Source organism: Peribacillus sp. NPDC094092 (genome assembly GCF_050279365.1).
Classification (GTDB): Bacteria; Bacillota; Bacilli; order Bacillales; family DSM-1321; genus Peribacillus.
The window spans coordinates 167,400-183,643 of record NZ_JBNNUC010000003.1 but is presented as its reverse complement, the minus strand read 5'-3'; the positions used below and the strand labels follow the sequence as shown (position 1 = coordinate 183,643).

Below are 16,244 nucleotides of genomic sequence, written 5' to 3'. Positions count from 1 at the left end.
GGTTCATTAATGAATCAAGACGTAAGGCTTATCCGGTGGATTCCGGATAGGTCTTTTCCTATTTTGGAGATATCGGTGGATCATGACTAACTTTAAAAAGGGTGGTTACAATAATCGAATGAACGTAAAAAGGGGGTGGGATGGTGAGGTTTTTTAAGGGAAGGAGGGAAATGGATGCAGCATCCTTTCAGGTTACTTCCAAGGATTTTCAGGAACTTCTTAAAAAGTTTAAAGCATCCCATGATTTTCTTGCCTTCCAATTCCCGGATGATGATGGCTACACGATTTCCTACTTCGATTCACTGGTAAGTGTACAACAGCTTCATGAACAAGTATTGGCTGTCATGTCTAATCAACCGAAGAAGGATCTTAAGCGATTAAAAGGCGATATTCCGATGGAAGATATGAAATTGACGGCTGATTTAAAAGACATTCAAAAATTGGTTTTGGCAGGATCAATCATGATTCAATACAAGCAAGATGATGAAATGTGTTTGCTGATTCCATGTGTTCATAGTGTGAAAAGGCAAATTTCCACACCCGAGTCCGAGTATACGGTCGTTGGGTCCAAGGAGGCCTTTGTTGAATCGCTTGATTCGAATTTGAATCTGATCCGTAACCGGTTGCCCACTCCTGAATTGCAGTCCAAGGAATTCAGGGTCGGCAGCATCTCTAAAACAAGGTTAGCGGTACTCTACATAGATGGGGTAGTAAATCAACAGATCGTGAATACGGTCATGCAGAGAATAGATGATATAGACTATGATACGATCGTCGATATTTCGTTTGTAAGCCAGATGATCACGGATAATCGAAATTCGATGTTTCCGCAACTGATTGATACGGAGCGGCCTGATCATCTGGCAAGTGTATTATCGGAAGGGAAAATAGGGATCATGCTGGATGGATCTCCACATGCATTAGTTGGTCCAAATACCATCATTTCGTTCTTTTCATCATTTGAAGATTATTTCCAAATTTGGAATCTCGGCACGTCATTCCGTTTGATTCGGCTTTTCGCCGTGCTGTTTTCCGTTTTATCTTCACCTCTGTATGTTGCCGTTTTAACCTATCATTATCAAGTGATTCCCACGGATTTGCTGCCAATCTTAATTTCATCCAGGGGAGTGATCCCCTTTCCGCCGATCTTGGAAGCCATCTTGCTGGAAGGGACGATTGAATTGCTGAGGGAAGCAGCGGTCAGGCTGCCTGCTAAGGTTGGTTCCACCATTGGCATTGTTGGCGGTATAGTCATCGGTACAGCCGCCGTGGAAGCTGGATTTGTCAGTAATGTCTTACTGATGCTCGTCGCTTTGGCTGCCTTGGCTTCGTTTACGGTGCCGATTTACCAAATCAGTAATACCATCCGCCTTATCCGCTTCCCTTTTCTGATTGCAGCCCAGTTATACGGCCTGTTTGGAATAGCTTTATGCAGTGCATTCATTTTAAGTCATTTATTGAAATTGACTTCGCTTGGCAGTCCTTATTTAGACCCGCTTTACCCGTTAAGAATTCATGACTTTAAAGATAGTCTCATTCGCCTCCCTTTTTCAAAGCAGAAAAAACGCCCGCAATTTCTGCGGACGGAAAATCCACTAAGGATAAGGAAGGAGGCGGAAGAGCGAAACTCCCATAATGATATTGATGAATAAGGTGTAGAAAGCGGTGAGAAGGTATGGAAGTCAAACCGAATGAAACTAAATTAATATCGCCATTTTTTGTTTTTTTCCTTATGCCCGGCATGCAGATTGGGGTAGGGATATTGGGGTTTGAACGGGTCATAGTGAAAGAGGCTGGTCAAGACGCATGGTTATCTGTCCTCATATCAGGGTTGATCATAAATGTTCTGCTTTGGATGTGTTTCAGGCTTTTAGGCAGGGGTCCCCAAACACTTGATTTGGTTGCCATCCACAAGGATTTGTTCGGTAAATGGGTCGGAAATGCTTTCACTATTTTATTCATCCTCTACTTTATAATGATCTCCATCATTCTTATCAGGACTTATTTAGAAGTCATTCAGGTTTGGATGTTCCCTGGTGTCAATCTCCTGATGCTAATAACCGTCATGCTTATTCTCGTGTATAGTTTTGTGGCGGGAGGGTTCAGGGTCATTACCGGTTTTTGCATTATCGGGCTTATTATCGGATCACCATTATTCTTTTTGAATTACTTCCCATTGAAGTACGCCCACTTTGAAAATTTGGGTCCTTTTCTTGATCATTCCTTTTTGGAAATCATGAAGGCCTGCAAGAAAATGACCCTGAATTACCTTGGTTTTGAATTACTCCTCATTTATTACCCTTTCATTAAGAACCGTGAAAAATCTCAAAAATGGGCCCACTTAGGGGCGGTGTTCACTATGGCGATATATTTAGTATCCATCATTGTTTCATTAGCCTACTATCATCAAGATCAATTGAAAGATGTAATATGGGCAACTTTAACGTTATGGAAAATTGTAGACCTTCCATTCATTGAAAGGTTCGAATACATAGGGATTTCCGTTTGGCTGTTCATGGTGCTGCCGAATGTTTGCATAGGGGTTTGGGCAGCGAGCAGGACAGCAAAAAGAGTATTTGGACTAAGGCAGAAAAAGATGCTGGTCTTCATTCTGCTAATCATTTTAGTTTCCTGCATTTTATTGGATAACCGCTATAGAATCGATAAGTTTAACACGATAAGTTCGGAAATTGGTTTTTATATCATTTATTTGTATCTTCCGCTCTTATTCATATGGCAGTCGATTGTCTATAAGGTCAGGGGGCGTAAATCGTGAAAATCCGAATTCTCTTGATAACATTGGCAGGTTTCTTGATGACGGCTTGCGGCGTAGAAAAACAAATATTGGAAGATATTTTAATTGCTGAAGTCGTAGGTTATGATGATGCCGAAGGCAAAAAAATCAAAGGTACGGTCGTTGTCAGCGTTCCACAGCCTGGGGAGGAAGCAAATCTCGGTAAAGAAGTATATGAGGCGGTCTCCCATGATATAAAGGCAGCCCGCCAGCAGGAAAATGCAAAAACACCATTCCCGATTGTCGGTGGAAGACTGACTGTCATTCTCTATGGTGAAGAATTGGCAGGCAAGGGGTTGAATGATTATGTCGATACATATAGGCGTGACCCGATGGTGGGAAGGGATTTGTACTTAGCGGTCGTTCATGGCAAAGCGGAGGATGTAGTTAAAATGGAGCCGAAGTTGATTAAAACTCCAGGAGTTCAAGTGAAAGAGCTGATCGAACAGAATATAAGGACTAATTTGCCTGAAGTCGATCTACACAGGTATTTATATGCGTGTCATGGTAAAGGAATCGACCCGGTCTTGCCCTTATTGGAAACGGAAGGGGACCAAATACGGGTTAAAGGGATCGCATTGTTTAATCAGGATCGTTATATTGGCAAATACATTCCTTATGAGGACGGATTTTTATTTAAAGTCCTTACTGATAACTTTAAGATGGGGAGTTATGAAATTAAATGGAAGGAAAATGACTTTACAGATATCAATAACGTGGAGTCACGTGTCCATTATCATATTTCGGATGCAAACCAAGACCCAAAGGTAAGGATTGAAGTGAAATTAAAGGCGAGTCTGCTGGAAGTCCAAGGCTATGACTTGGGCAAAGCGGTCGACCTGAATAAAATAGAGGCCAGGGCCGAGCGTGTCATTGGGAAAAAATTAAATGAGATGGTAACCATGTTTCAGGAGTACAATATCGATCCGATTGCAATCGGTGATCACGCTAAAAGTAAAACCAGAAATTTTGATCAGAAACATTGGGAGAAGGCATATCCCTATATTCCAATCGAAGTGGATCTGGATATTGAAATGATTCAAACGGGAATAGCTGAATAAAAGTAGAATATTCTGAAGTTTCCCTCTTTATAATAGGGGTATTGGTGTAATGATTAATCAATGCGGCCAAAGAGGGGGAAAGGCATGGACAAAGCATGGTGGAAAGAGGCTGTTGTGTATCAAGTGTACCCAAGGAGTTTTATGGATAGTGATGGGGATGGGATAGGGGATATAAACGGAATCTTGATGAAGCTCGATTATTTACAAGAGCTGGGTGTGAACGTGATATGGCTATCCCCTGTTTATCAATCTCCCAATGATGACAATGGATACGACATCAGTGATTATAAATCAATCATGACTGAATTCGGGACCATGGCTGATTTCGATAGGTTGTTGAAGGCGGTTCATGAACGTGGAATGAAGATCATGATGGACCTGGTGGTCAACCATTCTTCTGATGAACATCCGTGGTTCAAGGAATCCCGATCCTCAAAAGATAATCCGAAACGGGATTATTATATTTGGAAACCTGGCAGGAATGGAAAAGAACCAAATAATTGGGAGTCCATTTTTAAAGGTTCAGCATGGGAATATGATGAAGGAACGGATGAATATTATTTACATTTATTCAGCAGGAAACAACCGGATTTAAACTGGGAGAACCCTAAGCTCCGTGAAGAAATCTACAGCATCATGACTTGGTGGCTTGATAAAGGTGTCGATGGCTTCCGGATGGATGTCATCAATTTCCTTTCAAAAGATCAAAGCTATACAGATGGAGCCGTTCATCATGAGAAACAGTATGGAGATGGAAGCCCCTTTTTCCTGAATGGCCCGCGCATACATGAGTTTTTGCAGGAAATCAATCAACGGGCACTTTCAGGACATGACGTGATCACGGTTGGGGAGATGCCAGGCGTCACACCGGAGGAAGCGCAATTGTTCACAGGTAAAGATCGTGGTGAGCTACATATGGTCTTTCAATTCGAACATATGGATTTGGGGAGCGGACCAGCAGGGAAATGGAGTAATGATAAGTGGAAGCTTACCGATTTAAAGCGAATTCTTTCCAAGTGGCAGACTGGTTTGGAGGGGGATGGCTGGAACAGTTTATACTGGAACAACCATGATCAGCCTAGGATTGTCTCAAGGTTTGGTCATGATGGAAAGTATCGTATTGAAAGCGCAAAGATGCTTGCAGCTTGCCTTCATATGCTTCAAGGGACACCCTATATATATCAAGGGGAAGAGCTGGGCATGACCAATGTTGCCTTTGAAAGCATCGATGATTACCGGGATATCGAAACATTGAATTCTTATGAAGAACTCGTCAATTCGCATGGCTGGTCAAAAGAGCGGATGATGTCAGCCATCCACGCCCGCAGCAGGGATAATGCGAGGACACCGATTCAGTGGAATGACTCCCGGAACGCAGGGTTCACGAAAGGGGTTCCTTGGATTAAGGTTAATCCTAATTTTCCCGAAATTAATGCAGAAAAAGCCTATAATGATCCGAATTCCATTTTTCATTTTTATAAAAAGCTTATCCAATTACGCAAGAAACATGAAATCGTCGTTTATGGCCGTTATGAACTGCTCTTGCCGGATGACGAACGAATATTTGCCTACACGAGATCGTTTGAAGGGGAAAAGCTGTTGGTGCTATGCAACTTTAAAGAAGAGCAGGCCTCCTATACTTTGCCTGAAGAGCTGCATGCCTATTCAGCCACAAGGCTGATCAGCAATTATGATCAGGAGGAAGTCAGCAATTATGATCAGGAGGAAGAAGGGATCTCCGGCAAACCTCTGCGTCCATATGAATGCCGAGTTTATCTCTTGAAATGAAAAAAGGACCTGTTCACCATAGAACAGGTCCTTTGCGTGTTATTTAGATTTAAGGTCACATTCCTCAAGCGGAATGATTTTCGTTTTATGTTTGATTTTATAGCCGAACCATAGGACGAAAAATAAAATCAAGCCAATGTAGGAAACAAACATTGAATTCCAGTCGATCCCATCGCTGCTGAAAGCTTGATAGCCTTGTCCGATGATAATGATAATGCAAAGGACAAGTGCGAATAAAGGCCCGAATGGGAAGCCTTTTGCCCGGAATGGTAAAGCATTCATATCAAGGCCTTGAGCTGCGTAAGCTTTGCGGAATCGATAATGGGCGATCGCAATCCCGACCCATGTCACGAATCCCGCCATGCCTGAAGCGTTCAATAACCAGATATAAACGACTCCATCACCGAAAAATGAAGCTAAGAATGCAAAGCAGCCTACTAAAGAAGTCACGATAAGTGCATTCACGGGTACTCCTCTTTTATCCAACTTGCCTAGGAATTTCGGTGCTTTCCCATCACGTGCCAAGTCCCATAGCATACGGGTTGAAGCGTACATGCCAGAGTTACCGGCAGAGAGTACGGATGATAGAATGATCGCGTTCATGATGGATGCAGCAAATGCAAGGCCGGCCCGTTCAAATACAAGCGTGAATGGACTTACGGCAACATCTTCACTCAATAAACGAGAATCGGTAAAAGGAATGATCATTCCAATTACAAAAATGGCAAGGATATAGAATAAGATAATGCGCCAGAAAACGGATCTGATCGCTTTTGGGATATTTTTTTCTGGATCTTCACTTTCACCAGCAGTCACTCCAAGCAATTCCGTTCCTTGGAATGAAAAGCCGGCAGCCATGAATACGCCCAGGATCGTGAAGAATCCCCCGTTAAAGGGACCTTCGCCCATTGTGAAATTGGAAAAACCAATTGGGTCTTTCCCACCCATGATTCCAAGAATGATCAGGACACCCGTGATCAAGAAAATGACGACTGTCACGACTTTGATCATGGCAAACCAGAATTCCGTTTCCCCGAAACCTTTAACTGACATGTAATTGATAAGAAACATAATGATTAACGCAATGGCACTCCAGATAATTGAAGGGCTATCCGGGAACCAGAACTTCATAATTAAGACAACGGCTGCCAATTCAGCGGCAATGGTGATTGCCCAGTTATACCAGTAATTCCAACCAATCGCAAAACCGAAAGACGGATCGACGAATTTGGATGCATAGACACGGAACGAACCGGCCACAGGCATGAAAGCTGCCATTTCTGCAAGACTTGTCATTAAGTAATAAACCATGATGCCGATGACCGCGTATGCCACCAAGGCACCGCCGGGACCAGCTGAATGAATGGCACCGCCACTTGCTAAAAATAAACCTGTTCCAATCGTTCCACCTAATGAAATCATCATTAAATGACGCGCTTTCAGGCTCCTTTTCAGTTCGGTAGGGCTTGATGCTGATTGTGAATTTGACAATTGATGTTACACTCCTTTTTATTGGAAGGGAACGAAAAATAAAAAAACAGCAGTCGAAAAAGATCGACGGCTGTTTATAATAAACCCGTTTATCCTTCCGAAGATAGCTCCCCACGTTTTTTTGAAAAAACGTGACAGTGGTGTTCCTGTTCGGTAACACCGCCAGCAAGAATATACATGGAATATACCCTAACTTCGGCAATTTATCCTTTCAAACGGAGTCTTTAATTTTCCAGAATCTCGTCCGTTTTACTATTATAAGCTGCAGCCTCTAACTCATCGGTAAATGAGGAAGTATTCAATTTTCTAAAATCGTTACGCCAGCTTGTAAGTGACGTTGGACGATCGTACTCATGAAATTCATGCAATCGCTAATAGATTGCTAGTAATTGAGTAAACTTTACTATATCAAAATTATAAATTAATCTCATGGATATCGCAATGGTTATTTTATGTGGTTATTTTTTCCTAGTTAATGAATGATGGCAGCAAGGAAGAATCCAAATGACGATATACCAAAATAAAGCATGGAGAGGACTAGACGGTCCTCCTTTTTATAAGGGCGTAGTCAAGCTTTACATGTTGGACCGCCTCAGGGTTCTCAAATAGGTCCACTGCCATTTTCCCAATCCATTCGAGCGGCAAGGAAATGGTCGTGATGTCGAGCATTTCACTCAGACTATCATTATTGAAACCGAGAATGGCCACATCTTCCGGAACCCTTATACCCGATTTCCTAGCGGTAAGAATGAAGCCTGCCGCCGTGTCATCATTCGTGATGATGATGGCTTCAGGTTTATCTCTCATCGAATTCCATTCCTGAAACAATTGTTCACCGTCTTTGATGTGATAACTGCCTTCAAACAGCCATTCTTTATTGTTTATCAATTGATGTTTACTCATGACATCGTTAAAGGCCTTTATACGATTGGAACTATTTCTGCTCTTTTTACGGCCGAGGCTGTATCCGATTTTCTTATATCCTTTAGCAATCACGTACTCAAGGGCACAGGAGAAAGCTGCATAATGATCAATGCTGATGGATGAGAATTCAGCCTGGGCTGTGTCTTCACATAAAATAATCGGCCCGTATTTTTGATAATCCAAAAGGATTTTCATTTCCGAAATCCTTGAACAAACGATAATGCCATCTAGCTGCTTCATTTGCAGCATATGAAAAGCCTGGATTTCTTTCTCTCTGTCATAATTTGTTTGAAAGATGACGATATGGCAGCCAATTGCATTTGCCTGTTTAGTGATTCCGTTAACGATTGCCCCGTAATATGGGTGATTGTTGAAGGGGATGATGATGCCGATAAGATTAGTTTTACCTTTTGAAAGATGAATGGCGTTTATGTTTCTCGTATAATTCAAACGATCGATGGCTTCCAAGACGCTCTTTCTTTTTTCGGGGCTTACATATGGATGATCATTCAATACACGGGACACTGTTGATACAGATACACCGGCACATTGAGCTATTTCTTTAATATTTGTCATGGTATCACCGTTTTTTCTTTTTTTATATTGTACAGTATGAAACCCATTTCAGGGCAAGGGAACAGAGTGGGGCAGCCGAAGATTTCTTTAAATAAGGTCTTGTTCTGGTATGGGTTTCATCCTTTAAGATTGTTTTAAATCTTAGAGGAGGAGGAAAACATGATGTTCCAAACTTTAATCACCCTTTTAGTGCTTTGCGGAATCGAATTGGGCTTTGCGTACTTGGCAATTTCCTTGAAAAAATGAGTGGCAATGCACATTTACTCGTGAATTTTGGCACTTTACTCGTGAATTTCACACCGTCCCGAAATAGCCCCCATCGTTTATATTCACCATTAAAACCCCACAATATAAATATAACTTCAGCGTTAGTTTCATGTACGGAATGACCGGCTGTCAGGCAGCTCCTTTTGGAGCTGCCTGACAGTTTTTGCTGTTTGTAAATGTCATTGTCTTTTTTGAAATGTTTAAAAAAATTGTTGCACTTTTTTTGTGTATTTGTGTATAGTATAAAATAAGTTGTGCAAGGGAAACTTTTTAGTATTTACGACAATGTAAAAAAATTTACACTTAGTTTTGCGCATGGCAAACTATTTTAGAAAGAGGAAAAAGGGAGGGAATATGGATGGGTTTTCTGAAATCTATTGGGAGCGTGCTTGCTGCATTGCTGATTTTAACGGGGTGCGGCAATGATACGGTCGAAAGTGATAAAGGCAATGGTAAGCTGAATGTCGTTGCAACAACGGGAATGATTGGAGATTTGGTTGGGAATATCGGCGGTGAACATGTCGAGGTCACCAGTTTAATGGGTCCGGGAGTCGATCCCCATCTATATAAAGCGACACAGGGTGATGTTAAGACGCTGGATTCGGCTGATATGATTTTTTATAACGGTGTGCATCTTGAAGGGAAAATGACGGATATATTTGAAATGATGAGCAAGGATAAACCGACGATTGCCGTAACGGAGGACTTCAAGGAGAACCAACTTCGCAAAGTGAGTGCAAAGGAACATGATCCCCACGTATGGTTTGATGTAAAGCTTTGGATCGTTGCTGCGGATACAGTAAAGAAAGAATTGATTGCCAATGATCCGGACCATGAAGCAGAGTTTCGTGAAAATTATGAAGAGTACGTTCTGCAATTGGAGGAACTTGATAAATATGTTCAAGACGAAATTAATAAAATACCAAAAGATCAACGGGTGCTCGTCACGGCACATGATGCTTTTGGGTACTACGGCCAGTCATACGGCCTGGACGTAAGAGGGCTCCAAGGGATCAATACATTATCGGAATATGGATCAAAAGATGTGACGGATATGCGGAATTATCTTGTGGAAAACAAAATTAAAGCGATCTTCATTGAGTCAAGCGTACCAAGGAAGGCCATCGAGGCTGTCATTCAGGGAGCAGGCAAGCAGGGTCACAAAGTGGAAATCGGCGGTGAATTGTTCTCGGATGCCATGGGTGAAAAAGGGACGGAAGAAGGAACGTATATCGGAATGGTCCGTCATAATACCGACACCATCGTCCGTGCTTTGAAATAAGGGGGAGAAACTATGAATTTAGCAGCTTTGAAGGTTGAGAATTTAACGATTGCTTATCATAAGAAGCCGGTTGTCGAAGATGTCTCATTTGAGGTGCCGGAAGGGAATTTAATCGGCATCATTGGCCCCAATGGAGCAGGGAAGTCCACATTGATAAAGGGGATACTCGAATTGATCCCCAAAATATCGGGGCAAATCACAATAAAGGGTTCTACTTATAGATCGATGAGGAAGAGTATTGGGTATGTACCGCAACGAGAGTCAGTGGATTGGGATTTTCCGACCAACGCACTCGATGTCGTGATGATGGGCAGATATGGTCATCTCGGATGGCTGAAGCGACCAGGTAAGTCCGAAAGGCAGAAGGGGATGGAGTGCCTGGAAAAGGTGGGGATGGCTGAATATGCCAACCGCCAGATCAGCCAGCTATCAGGTGGACAGCAGCAACGGATATTCCTGGCCCGTGCATTGGCACAGGAAGCGGACATTTATTTTATGGATGAACCGTTCGTAGGGGTGGATGCCGCAACGGAGAAAGCGATCATACAATTGCTGATGGAATTGAAGGAAAAAGGCAAAACCGTTCTGGTTGTGCACCATGATCTATCGACCGTGAAGGAATATTTTGACTGGACGATGTTATTGAATAAAAAGGTGATGAAAATAGGCCCGACGGAGGAAGTGTTCATTCCCGAACACTTACAGGCAACATATGGAGGCCGCCTGGCGATATTATCAGACACGAAGTCCGGCCTTTTATTAAAATGAGGTGTACATGATGAACATAATGGATATTATTACTGATCCAAATACGAGGTGGATATTGCTTGGCACGATGCTCCTCGGATTAAGCAGCGGGGTCATCGGCAGCTTTGCTTACCTCAGAAAGCAGTCTTTGCTTGGCGACACGCTCGCACATGCAGCGCTACCCGGTATTTGTGTCGCCTTCATGTTAACGGGAGTGAAATCCACTTCCTACTTTCTAATAGGTGCGGCCATGGCTGGCTTAGTGGCAGTCTTCTTGATCAGTGTGCTTACGAGATACAGTAAGATCAAGCAGGATGCGGCCTTGGGAATCGTCTTATCCTCCTTCTTTGGCTTCGGAATTGTCATGCTTACACAAATTCAGCAGAGTGAGTATGGAAACCAGAGCGGATTGGATACCTTTTTATTCGGGCAGACGGCGTCAATGGTCATGTCCGATGTATATATGATGATGACAGTTTCCTTTATTCTCATTTTCACTTGTACCGTATTTTTTAAAGAATTCAAATTACTGTCCTTTGACCCTGGGTTTGCCAAGGGGATGGGATTGCCGGTTGTGTTTCTGGATTATTTCATCATGATGCTGATCGTGGCTGCTGTGGTGATCGGTATCCAGGCTGTAGGCGTCGTATTGATGGCATCCTTACTGATCACGCCTGCGGTTTCTGCGAGGTATTGGACTGAGCGGCTGCATATCATGGTCATCCTGTCCGGTATATTCGGAATGTTGAGCGGTGTTTCTGGAACGTTGATCAGTACATCTGTCAATGATTTGCCAACAGGACCGTTAATTGTCTTATCCGCGACGGTATGGTTTTTCTTTTCCATGCTTTTTGCGCCAAAACGCGGAGTGCTTTCATCTATATGGAGAAGGGTATCGACGAAAAAGAAATATTCTCTCGAACAGAATAGAAGGAAAGGGAGCCACTCATCATGAATGATTTTTGGATTATTTTAGTCGGAGCATTGGTGGCGAGTGCTTGCAGTGTATTGGGATGCTTTTTGATAGTCAGGAAAATGACGTTGATTGGGGATGCCATCAGTCATTCCGTTTTGCCCGGAATCGTATTGGCATTTTTAATAACGGGGACTCGTGACTCTGTTCCAATGCTGATAGGGGCAGCTGCGCTCGGTTTGCTCACCGTATTCTTGATCCAGCTTTTCCAATCATCGGGGGTTCAATCTGATGCAGCGATCGGGATTGTATTCACTTCACTTTTTGCAACGGGGATCGTACTCGTGAGCTTGTATACGCAACAAATAGATTTTGACCTGGAACATGTCCTTTATGGAGAAATAGCGTATACTCCCTGGAACACGATGACAATCTCGGGAATCGAAGCTGGACCAAAAGCTGTTTGGATTGTCGGCAGCTGCTTTATCCTGAACCTCATACTGATCTTCCTTTTCTTCAAACAATTTAAGCTCGTGTCATTTGATCCATCACTTGCGGCTGCGATGGGCATTCCTGTACTGTTCTTTCATTATCTATTGATGAGCCTCATTTCACTGACAACTGTAGCTTCTTTTGATAGCGTAGGTTCCATTTTAGTAGTTGGAATGCTCATCATACCTGCTGCGACGGCCTATCTGCTGTCAGACCGTTTAAGCCGCATGATATTGGTCAGTATCGGGGTCGGGGTGCTAAGTTCCGTCATCGGCTACTATTCAGCCACCATTTTGGATGCCTCGATATCGGGTTGCATGGTGGGATCGGCCGCCATATTATTCGGATTGGCCTTTCTCTTTTCCCCAAGCCATGGATTGGTCAGCACATTGCTGAAACGGAGAAAATCAAAGGAATCACATGCATAGCTCCCCCTGCCTACAGGCTTCATGGATTATTTCCATGAAGCCTGTAAACAATTCTTCGATATAGTTGTGATTTTATTTGTTTAAAGTATAATGAATAAGTGTATTTATAGATGTATCGCAGGAGCCTTTTTAAGGGAGAGTTAAGTATGGAAGAACAAAATAAATTTTCATCTCGAATAGATTTTTCTTTGGTCACGATATTGCTGTTATTATGCATTGGAAGTTGCCTGGCAATCTATAGTGCCCAAACGACTGGACAGTACGCTGAAAACTTCTTAATTAAACAAATTTTTTGGTATATAGTGGGGATTGGAATCGTATTAGGGTTCATCACACTGGATTCGGACCAACTGAAAAAAATCTCTTGGTATGCCTATGGATTCGGATTGTTTTTGCTATTTTTGCTGATCATTATGCCAGAATCCATCGTTCCTGTCCGGAATGGTGCGAAAAGTTGGTTCATCATCCCGGGAATCGGTTCGATTCAGCCATCGGAATTCATGAAGGTTTTCCTGATTTTGGCTCTAGCCAATGTCATATCGAACCATCATCTCAAAAACACACTGAAAACGATTCAAACGGATATCTGGCTGCTCATTAAGATCGGTCTTGTGACCGGTGCGCCCTTATTGTTAATCATGCAACAGCCGGATTTGGGTACTTCGCTTGTCATCATGTCAATCATGCTTGGAATGATTTTCATATCAGGGGTATCATGGAAGATCCTGCTGCCGATCGTTTCGGGAGGGATTGTCGTCGCGTCCACTGTCCTGTACTTTGTACTTTGGAAGCCGGAAATCCTGGAAAAATACCTAGGGGTAAAATCCTATCAATTCGGCCGTATCTATTCTTGGCTGGATCCATATAATTATGCCAGCTCCGAAGGGTATCACTTAACCAAATCCTTGCTGGCCATCGGATCCGGACAGACAACGGGCAAGGGAATCGGTTCGAGGGAAGTGTATTTGCCTGAGAGCCATTCGGATTTCATTTTCAGCATCATCGGTGAGGAATTCGGCTTCATCGGATCAAGCATCATCATTTCCTTGTTTTTCCTATTGATTTATCATATAACAAAAACGGGAATGGACACGAAAAATAACTTCTATACATATATCTGTGTTGGCGTTATAAGCATGTTGACGTTCCACGTTTTTCAAAATATCGGCATGACTGTAGGTCTTTTGCCGATTACTGGGATTCCGCTTCCATTTGTCAGTTATGGCGGAAGCTCGCTAATGGGGAACATGATGGCCATGGGCTTAATATTCAGCATTCGGTATCACTATAAGAAGTATATGTTTTCAACGGATATCTAAAAATAAAGCCGGCCCCAATGGGCCGGCTTTTCTTGTAGCGCAAAAACAAAAGGAGCAGAATCCACCCCCTGAATGTTTGCTTATTGAATGTTCGTTCCAGATGGAAATTGATTTTTATAACCGGAAAATTGTTGATACGATTGGCCTAAGCTGGTGGATTGCGCTTTTTCTAAACTATACCAGCCTTTTTCGAACATAAGGTTATAGAGTTCTCGCTGCATCTCCTGATTTTCTTTGGAAACGGAGAAAATGTCTTGGAATAGTGCTTGGTTGCTCATTTCATGCAGGGCGACGGAAAGGGAGTTACAGAAGTACTTTTCAGTTGTGAGCATATCATTTATAAAATCCCTGTCGTTCATTTGCGGTGTCTTTGCCACGGGAGATTCTGGATTTTGGACTTTGTTTTCATTGGGCATCAGGAACCCTCCTTTACTGGTATTGTTGTTGAGCCTGGTTTTGGTTCGGGTTCAAATGTTTCAAAATGGTATCGTAATGGCGTTGATGCATGAGTCCGCACCGATTTAACGCATCAATGATTTGCGGGTCCTTGCATTGTGTGGCAAAAAAATGTGCTTTTTTAACCGCATTAAGATTCCATGCAAGCATATCGGTTAAGTATAAGCTATCTTTCACCGAAACCATTTCCGGCGGCTGTTTCATGAATCCGGTGGACTGCTGTTGGCTGTTAAACGTATTTTGCTGTTCCATCATTCTACCTCCTTAAGTGTTTCTTTAAACGAGCTTAATTTTCCCTTCATGAATTTTTTTTATTCTTGATTCTAAATATCTGGAAATTGAATTAAATGGTAAAATAATCTTGTGCATCTATTTTCCAAAATGATTTGGAGGGGAATGCAGATGGAAAGAATTTTGAAAAACCTATTCCTTTTTTTATCAAAGAATAAAGGCATGACAAAGGCAGCGAAAAAATACGGGCTGCGGTTTGGGGCATCTCGTTTCGTGGCAGGGGAATCCTTGGATATGGCATGTGAAGTCATTGCAGACCTTAACCGGAAAGGACTTGCCGTCACCATTGATTATTTAGGTGAATTCATTGAAGATGAACAAGAAGCAAGGAAAATGGCAGATGGGTGCATCGAAGCGATCCGCATGATCGGCACAAATGAACTGGATTCACAGTTATCCCTGAAATTGACCTCGATGGGCCTGGATGTGTCCGAACGAGTCGTAATGAATAACATGCGGAGGATATTAGATGAAGCTAAAGCCCATCGTGTTTTCGTGACGCTTGATATGGAAGATTTTCCGCGCTGTCAGCCGACTTTGGATGTATTCAAAAACCTTAAGCCTGAATATAATGAATTGGGGACTGTCATCCAAGCTTATCTGTATCGGACTGTGAAAGATATTGATGAACTGGATGCATACCAGCCGAATCTAAGACTTGTTAAAGGAGCTTATAAAGAGCCGAGGGAAGTAGCTTTTCCCGAGAAAAAAGATGTCGATGAGAATTTCAAGAAAATCATCAAAAAGCATATGCAAAATGGCCATTATACAGCCGTTGCCACACATGATGATAAAATCATTGATTATACGAGGGACTTTGTCGAAGATCAGGGAATTCCCCTGGATCGTTTTGAATTTCAAATGTTATATGGCATCCGCACTGAAAAGCAGCTTGAACTTGCTAAAGAAGGATATAAGGTAAGGGTGTATGTTCCATATGGTACGGATTGGTATGGATATTTCATGCGACGCCTTGCGGAGAGGCCGGCCAATATTGCTTTCGTTTTAAAAGGCCTATTCAAGAAATAGGAAGCGAGAGCCGCCCCGGAAAAGGGACGGCTGCTCGATCAAGAAGGATTATCTTTTGAACTGATTGTTCTGGCTGTTCACTTTATTGATTCCATGTTGACGTTCGGCGCCAGGTCCGGCATTGCCTTTAACGCTTGCTGCGCTTACGGCCGCTTTAGAAGGATTATCTTTACGCTTCATTATATAGGTCACCTCCTGCCCGGTTATTTTTTGCTGAACGGAGGAGAAATAACCTTAAGAACCCGGAGAAAAAATATTTTTTTTCCTGTATAATCATTGCGGAATTTCCAAATATATTCTATATTAGTAATAAGAAAAAATATTCAAAATTTTTTTGAATTAAAAATGAATGAACATTCATTCAATAAAATGCGTAAGGGGGATAT

The 16,244-nt window shown here is 42.5% G+C and carries 15 protein-coding genes and 1 riboswitch; of the genes, 10 read left to right on the top strand and 5 right to left on the bottom strand.

Going from position 1 to position 16,244, the window contains the following annotated elements; all coding sequences use genetic code 11:
- Positions 1–140 precede the first annotated feature (140 nt).
- The 4 genes from ACQKNS_RS16565 to ACQKNS_RS16550 all read left to right on the top strand — a co-directional run bounded on the left by ACQKNS_RS16565 (position 141) and on the right by ACQKNS_RS16550 (position 5,643).
- Positions 141–1,652, top strand: coding sequence for a spore germination protein (locus ACQKNS_RS16565; RefSeq protein ID WP_427644430.1), 1,512 nt, complete (start codon positions 141–143; stop codon positions 1,650–1,652).
- A gap of 23 nt (positions 1,653–1,675) precedes the next feature.
- Positions 1,676–2,776 (top strand): GerAB/ArcD/ProY family transporter, encoded by a 1,101-nt coding sequence (locus ACQKNS_RS16560; protein WP_427644429.1) that lies wholly within the window; start codon positions 1,676–1,678, stop codon positions 2,774–2,776.
- Complete coding sequence (locus ACQKNS_RS16555) at positions 2,773–3,855, top strand: Ger(x)C family spore germination protein (RefSeq protein ID WP_427644428.1); 1,083 nt, start codon at positions 2,773–2,775, stop codon at positions 3,853–3,855. The genes ACQKNS_RS16560 and ACQKNS_RS16555 overlap by 4 nt, the downstream gene beginning before the upstream one ends.
- Before the next feature lie 84 nt (positions 3,856–3,939).
- Complete coding sequence (locus tag ACQKNS_RS16550; RefSeq protein WP_427644427.1) at positions 3,940–5,643, top strand: glycoside hydrolase family 13 protein; 1,704 nt, start codon at positions 3,940–3,942, stop codon at positions 5,641–5,643.
- A 39-nt stretch (positions 5,644–5,682) separates the two neighbouring features.
- Here the strand turns inward: ACQKNS_RS16550 and ACQKNS_RS16545 are convergent, their stop codons facing one another.
- Together ACQKNS_RS16545 and ACQKNS_RS16540 are read right to left on the bottom strand one after the other, a co-directional pair.
- Complete coding sequence (locus ACQKNS_RS16545) at positions 5,683–7,134, bottom strand: amino acid permease (RefSeq protein WP_427644426.1); 1,452 nt, start codon at positions 7,132–7,134, stop codon at positions 5,683–5,685.
- A 96-nt stretch (positions 7,135–7,230) separates the two neighbouring features.
- Positions 7,231–7,416, bottom strand: a riboswitch (Lysine riboswitch).
- A 255-nt stretch (positions 7,417–7,671) separates the two neighbouring features.
- A complete protein-coding gene (locus tag ACQKNS_RS16540; protein ID WP_427644425.1) occupies positions 7,672–8,634 on the bottom strand; it encodes a LacI family DNA-binding transcriptional regulator in 963 nt (320 codons plus the stop codon).
- 625 nt (positions 8,635–9,259) lie between these two features.
- Between ACQKNS_RS16540 and ACQKNS_RS16535 the strand changes: the two genes are divergently transcribed.
- The 5 genes from ACQKNS_RS16535 to ACQKNS_RS16515 all read left to right on the top strand — a co-directional run bounded on the left by ACQKNS_RS16535 (position 9,260) and on the right by ACQKNS_RS16515 (position 14,082).
- The gene (locus ACQKNS_RS16535) at positions 9,260–10,183 is read left to right on the top strand and encodes a metal ABC transporter solute-binding protein, Zn/Mn family (protein WP_427644424.1); all 924 of its coding nucleotides are present in this window, start codon (positions 9,260–9,262) and stop codon (positions 10,181–10,183) included.
- A 12-nt stretch (positions 10,184–10,195) separates the two neighbouring features.
- The gene (locus ACQKNS_RS16530; RefSeq protein ID WP_427644423.1) at positions 10,196–10,951 is read left to right on the top strand and encodes a metal ABC transporter ATP-binding protein; all 756 of its coding nucleotides are present in this window, start codon (positions 10,196–10,198) and stop codon (positions 10,949–10,951) included.
- A 7-nt stretch (positions 10,952–10,958) separates the two neighbouring features.
- Positions 10,959–11,885 carry a metal ABC transporter permease gene (locus ACQKNS_RS16525; RefSeq protein ID WP_427644422.1) on the top strand — a complete coding sequence of 309 codons (927 nt, stop codon included), beginning with the start codon at positions 10,959–10,961 and terminating at the stop codon, positions 11,883–11,885.
- A complete protein-coding gene (locus ACQKNS_RS16520) occupies positions 11,882–12,763 on the top strand; it encodes a metal ABC transporter permease (RefSeq protein ID WP_427644421.1) in 882 nt (293 codons plus the stop codon). The genes ACQKNS_RS16525 and ACQKNS_RS16520 overlap by 4 nt, the downstream gene beginning before the upstream one ends.
- Before the next feature lie 146 nt (positions 12,764–12,909).
- The gene (locus ACQKNS_RS16515) at positions 12,910–14,082 is read left to right on the top strand and encodes an FtsW/RodA/SpoVE family cell cycle protein (protein ID WP_427644420.1); all 1,173 of its coding nucleotides are present in this window, start codon (positions 12,910–12,912) and stop codon (positions 14,080–14,082) included.
- A gap of 80 nt (positions 14,083–14,162) precedes the next feature.
- Here the strand turns inward: ACQKNS_RS16515 and ACQKNS_RS16510 are convergent, their stop codons facing one another.
- Complete coding sequence (locus ACQKNS_RS16510; protein ID WP_076368185.1) at positions 14,163–14,498, bottom strand: spore coat protein; 336 nt, start codon at positions 14,496–14,498, stop codon at positions 14,163–14,165.
- Between the two features lie 13 nt (positions 14,499–14,511).
- On the bottom strand, positions 14,512–14,790 hold the full coding sequence (locus ACQKNS_RS16505; RefSeq protein ID WP_427644419.1) for a hypothetical protein: 279 nt from the start codon (positions 14,788–14,790) through the stop codon (positions 14,512–14,514).
- Positions 14,791–14,940: 150 nt separating this feature from the next.
- Between ACQKNS_RS16505 and ACQKNS_RS16500 the strand changes: the two genes are divergently transcribed.
- Positions 14,941–15,858, top strand: coding sequence for a proline dehydrogenase family protein (locus tag ACQKNS_RS16500; protein WP_427644418.1), 918 nt, complete (start codon positions 14,941–14,943; stop codon positions 15,856–15,858).
- A gap of 48 nt (positions 15,859–15,906) precedes the next feature.
- On the opposite strand, the gene ACQKNS_RS16495 is transcribed toward ACQKNS_RS16500, so the two are convergent.
- A complete protein-coding gene (locus tag ACQKNS_RS16495; protein WP_072273724.1) occupies positions 15,907–16,041 on the bottom strand; it encodes a YuzL family protein in 135 nt (44 codons plus the stop codon).
- Between the last annotated feature and the right edge of the window lie 203 nt (positions 16,042–16,244).

What these genes read in the sequence shown, in the direction of transcription:
- ACQKNS_RS16530 (WP_427644423.1), top strand. Translation starts at nt 10,196, where the DNA reads ATGAATTTAGCAGCTTTGAAGGTTGAGAATTTAACGATTGCTTATCAT.
- ACQKNS_RS16515 (WP_427644420.1), top strand. Translation starts at nt 12,910, where the DNA reads ATGGAAGAACAAAATAAATTTTCATCTCGAATAGATTTTTCTTTGGTC.
- ACQKNS_RS16500 (WP_427644418.1), top strand. Translation starts at nt 14,941, where the DNA reads ATGGAAAGAATTTTGAAAAACCTATTCCTTTTTTTATCAAAGAATAAA.
- ACQKNS_RS16520 (WP_427644421.1), top strand. Translation starts at nt 11,882, where the DNA reads ATGAATGATTTTTGGATTATTTTAGTCGGAGCATTGGTGGCGAGTGCT.
- ACQKNS_RS16510 (WP_076368185.1), bottom strand. Translation starts at nt 14,498, where the DNA reads ATGCCCAATGAAAACAAAGTCCAAAATCCAGAATCTCCCGTGGCAAAG.
- ACQKNS_RS16535 (WP_427644424.1), top strand. Translation starts at nt 9,260, where the DNA reads ATGGGTTTTCTGAAATCTATTGGGAGCGTGCTTGCTGCATTGCTGATT.
- ACQKNS_RS16560 (WP_427644429.1), top strand. Translation starts at nt 1,676, where the DNA reads ATGGAAGTCAAACCGAATGAAACTAAATTAATATCGCCATTTTTTGTT.
- ACQKNS_RS16565 (WP_427644430.1), top strand. Translation starts at nt 141, where the DNA reads ATGGTGAGGTTTTTTAAGGGAAGGAGGGAAATGGATGCAGCATCCTTT.
- ACQKNS_RS16540 (WP_427644425.1), bottom strand. Translation starts at nt 8,634, where the DNA reads ATGACAAATATTAAAGAAATAGCTCAATGTGCCGGTGTATCTGTATCA.
- ACQKNS_RS16525 (WP_427644422.1), top strand. Translation starts at nt 10,959, where the DNA reads ATGATGAACATAATGGATATTATTACTGATCCAAATACGAGGTGGATA.
- ACQKNS_RS16505 (WP_427644419.1), bottom strand. Translation starts at nt 14,790, where the DNA reads ATGGAACAGCAAAATACGTTTAACAGCCAACAGCAGTCCACCGGATTC.
- ACQKNS_RS16550 (WP_427644427.1), top strand. Translation starts at nt 3,940, where the DNA reads ATGGACAAAGCATGGTGGAAAGAGGCTGTTGTGTATCAAGTGTACCCA.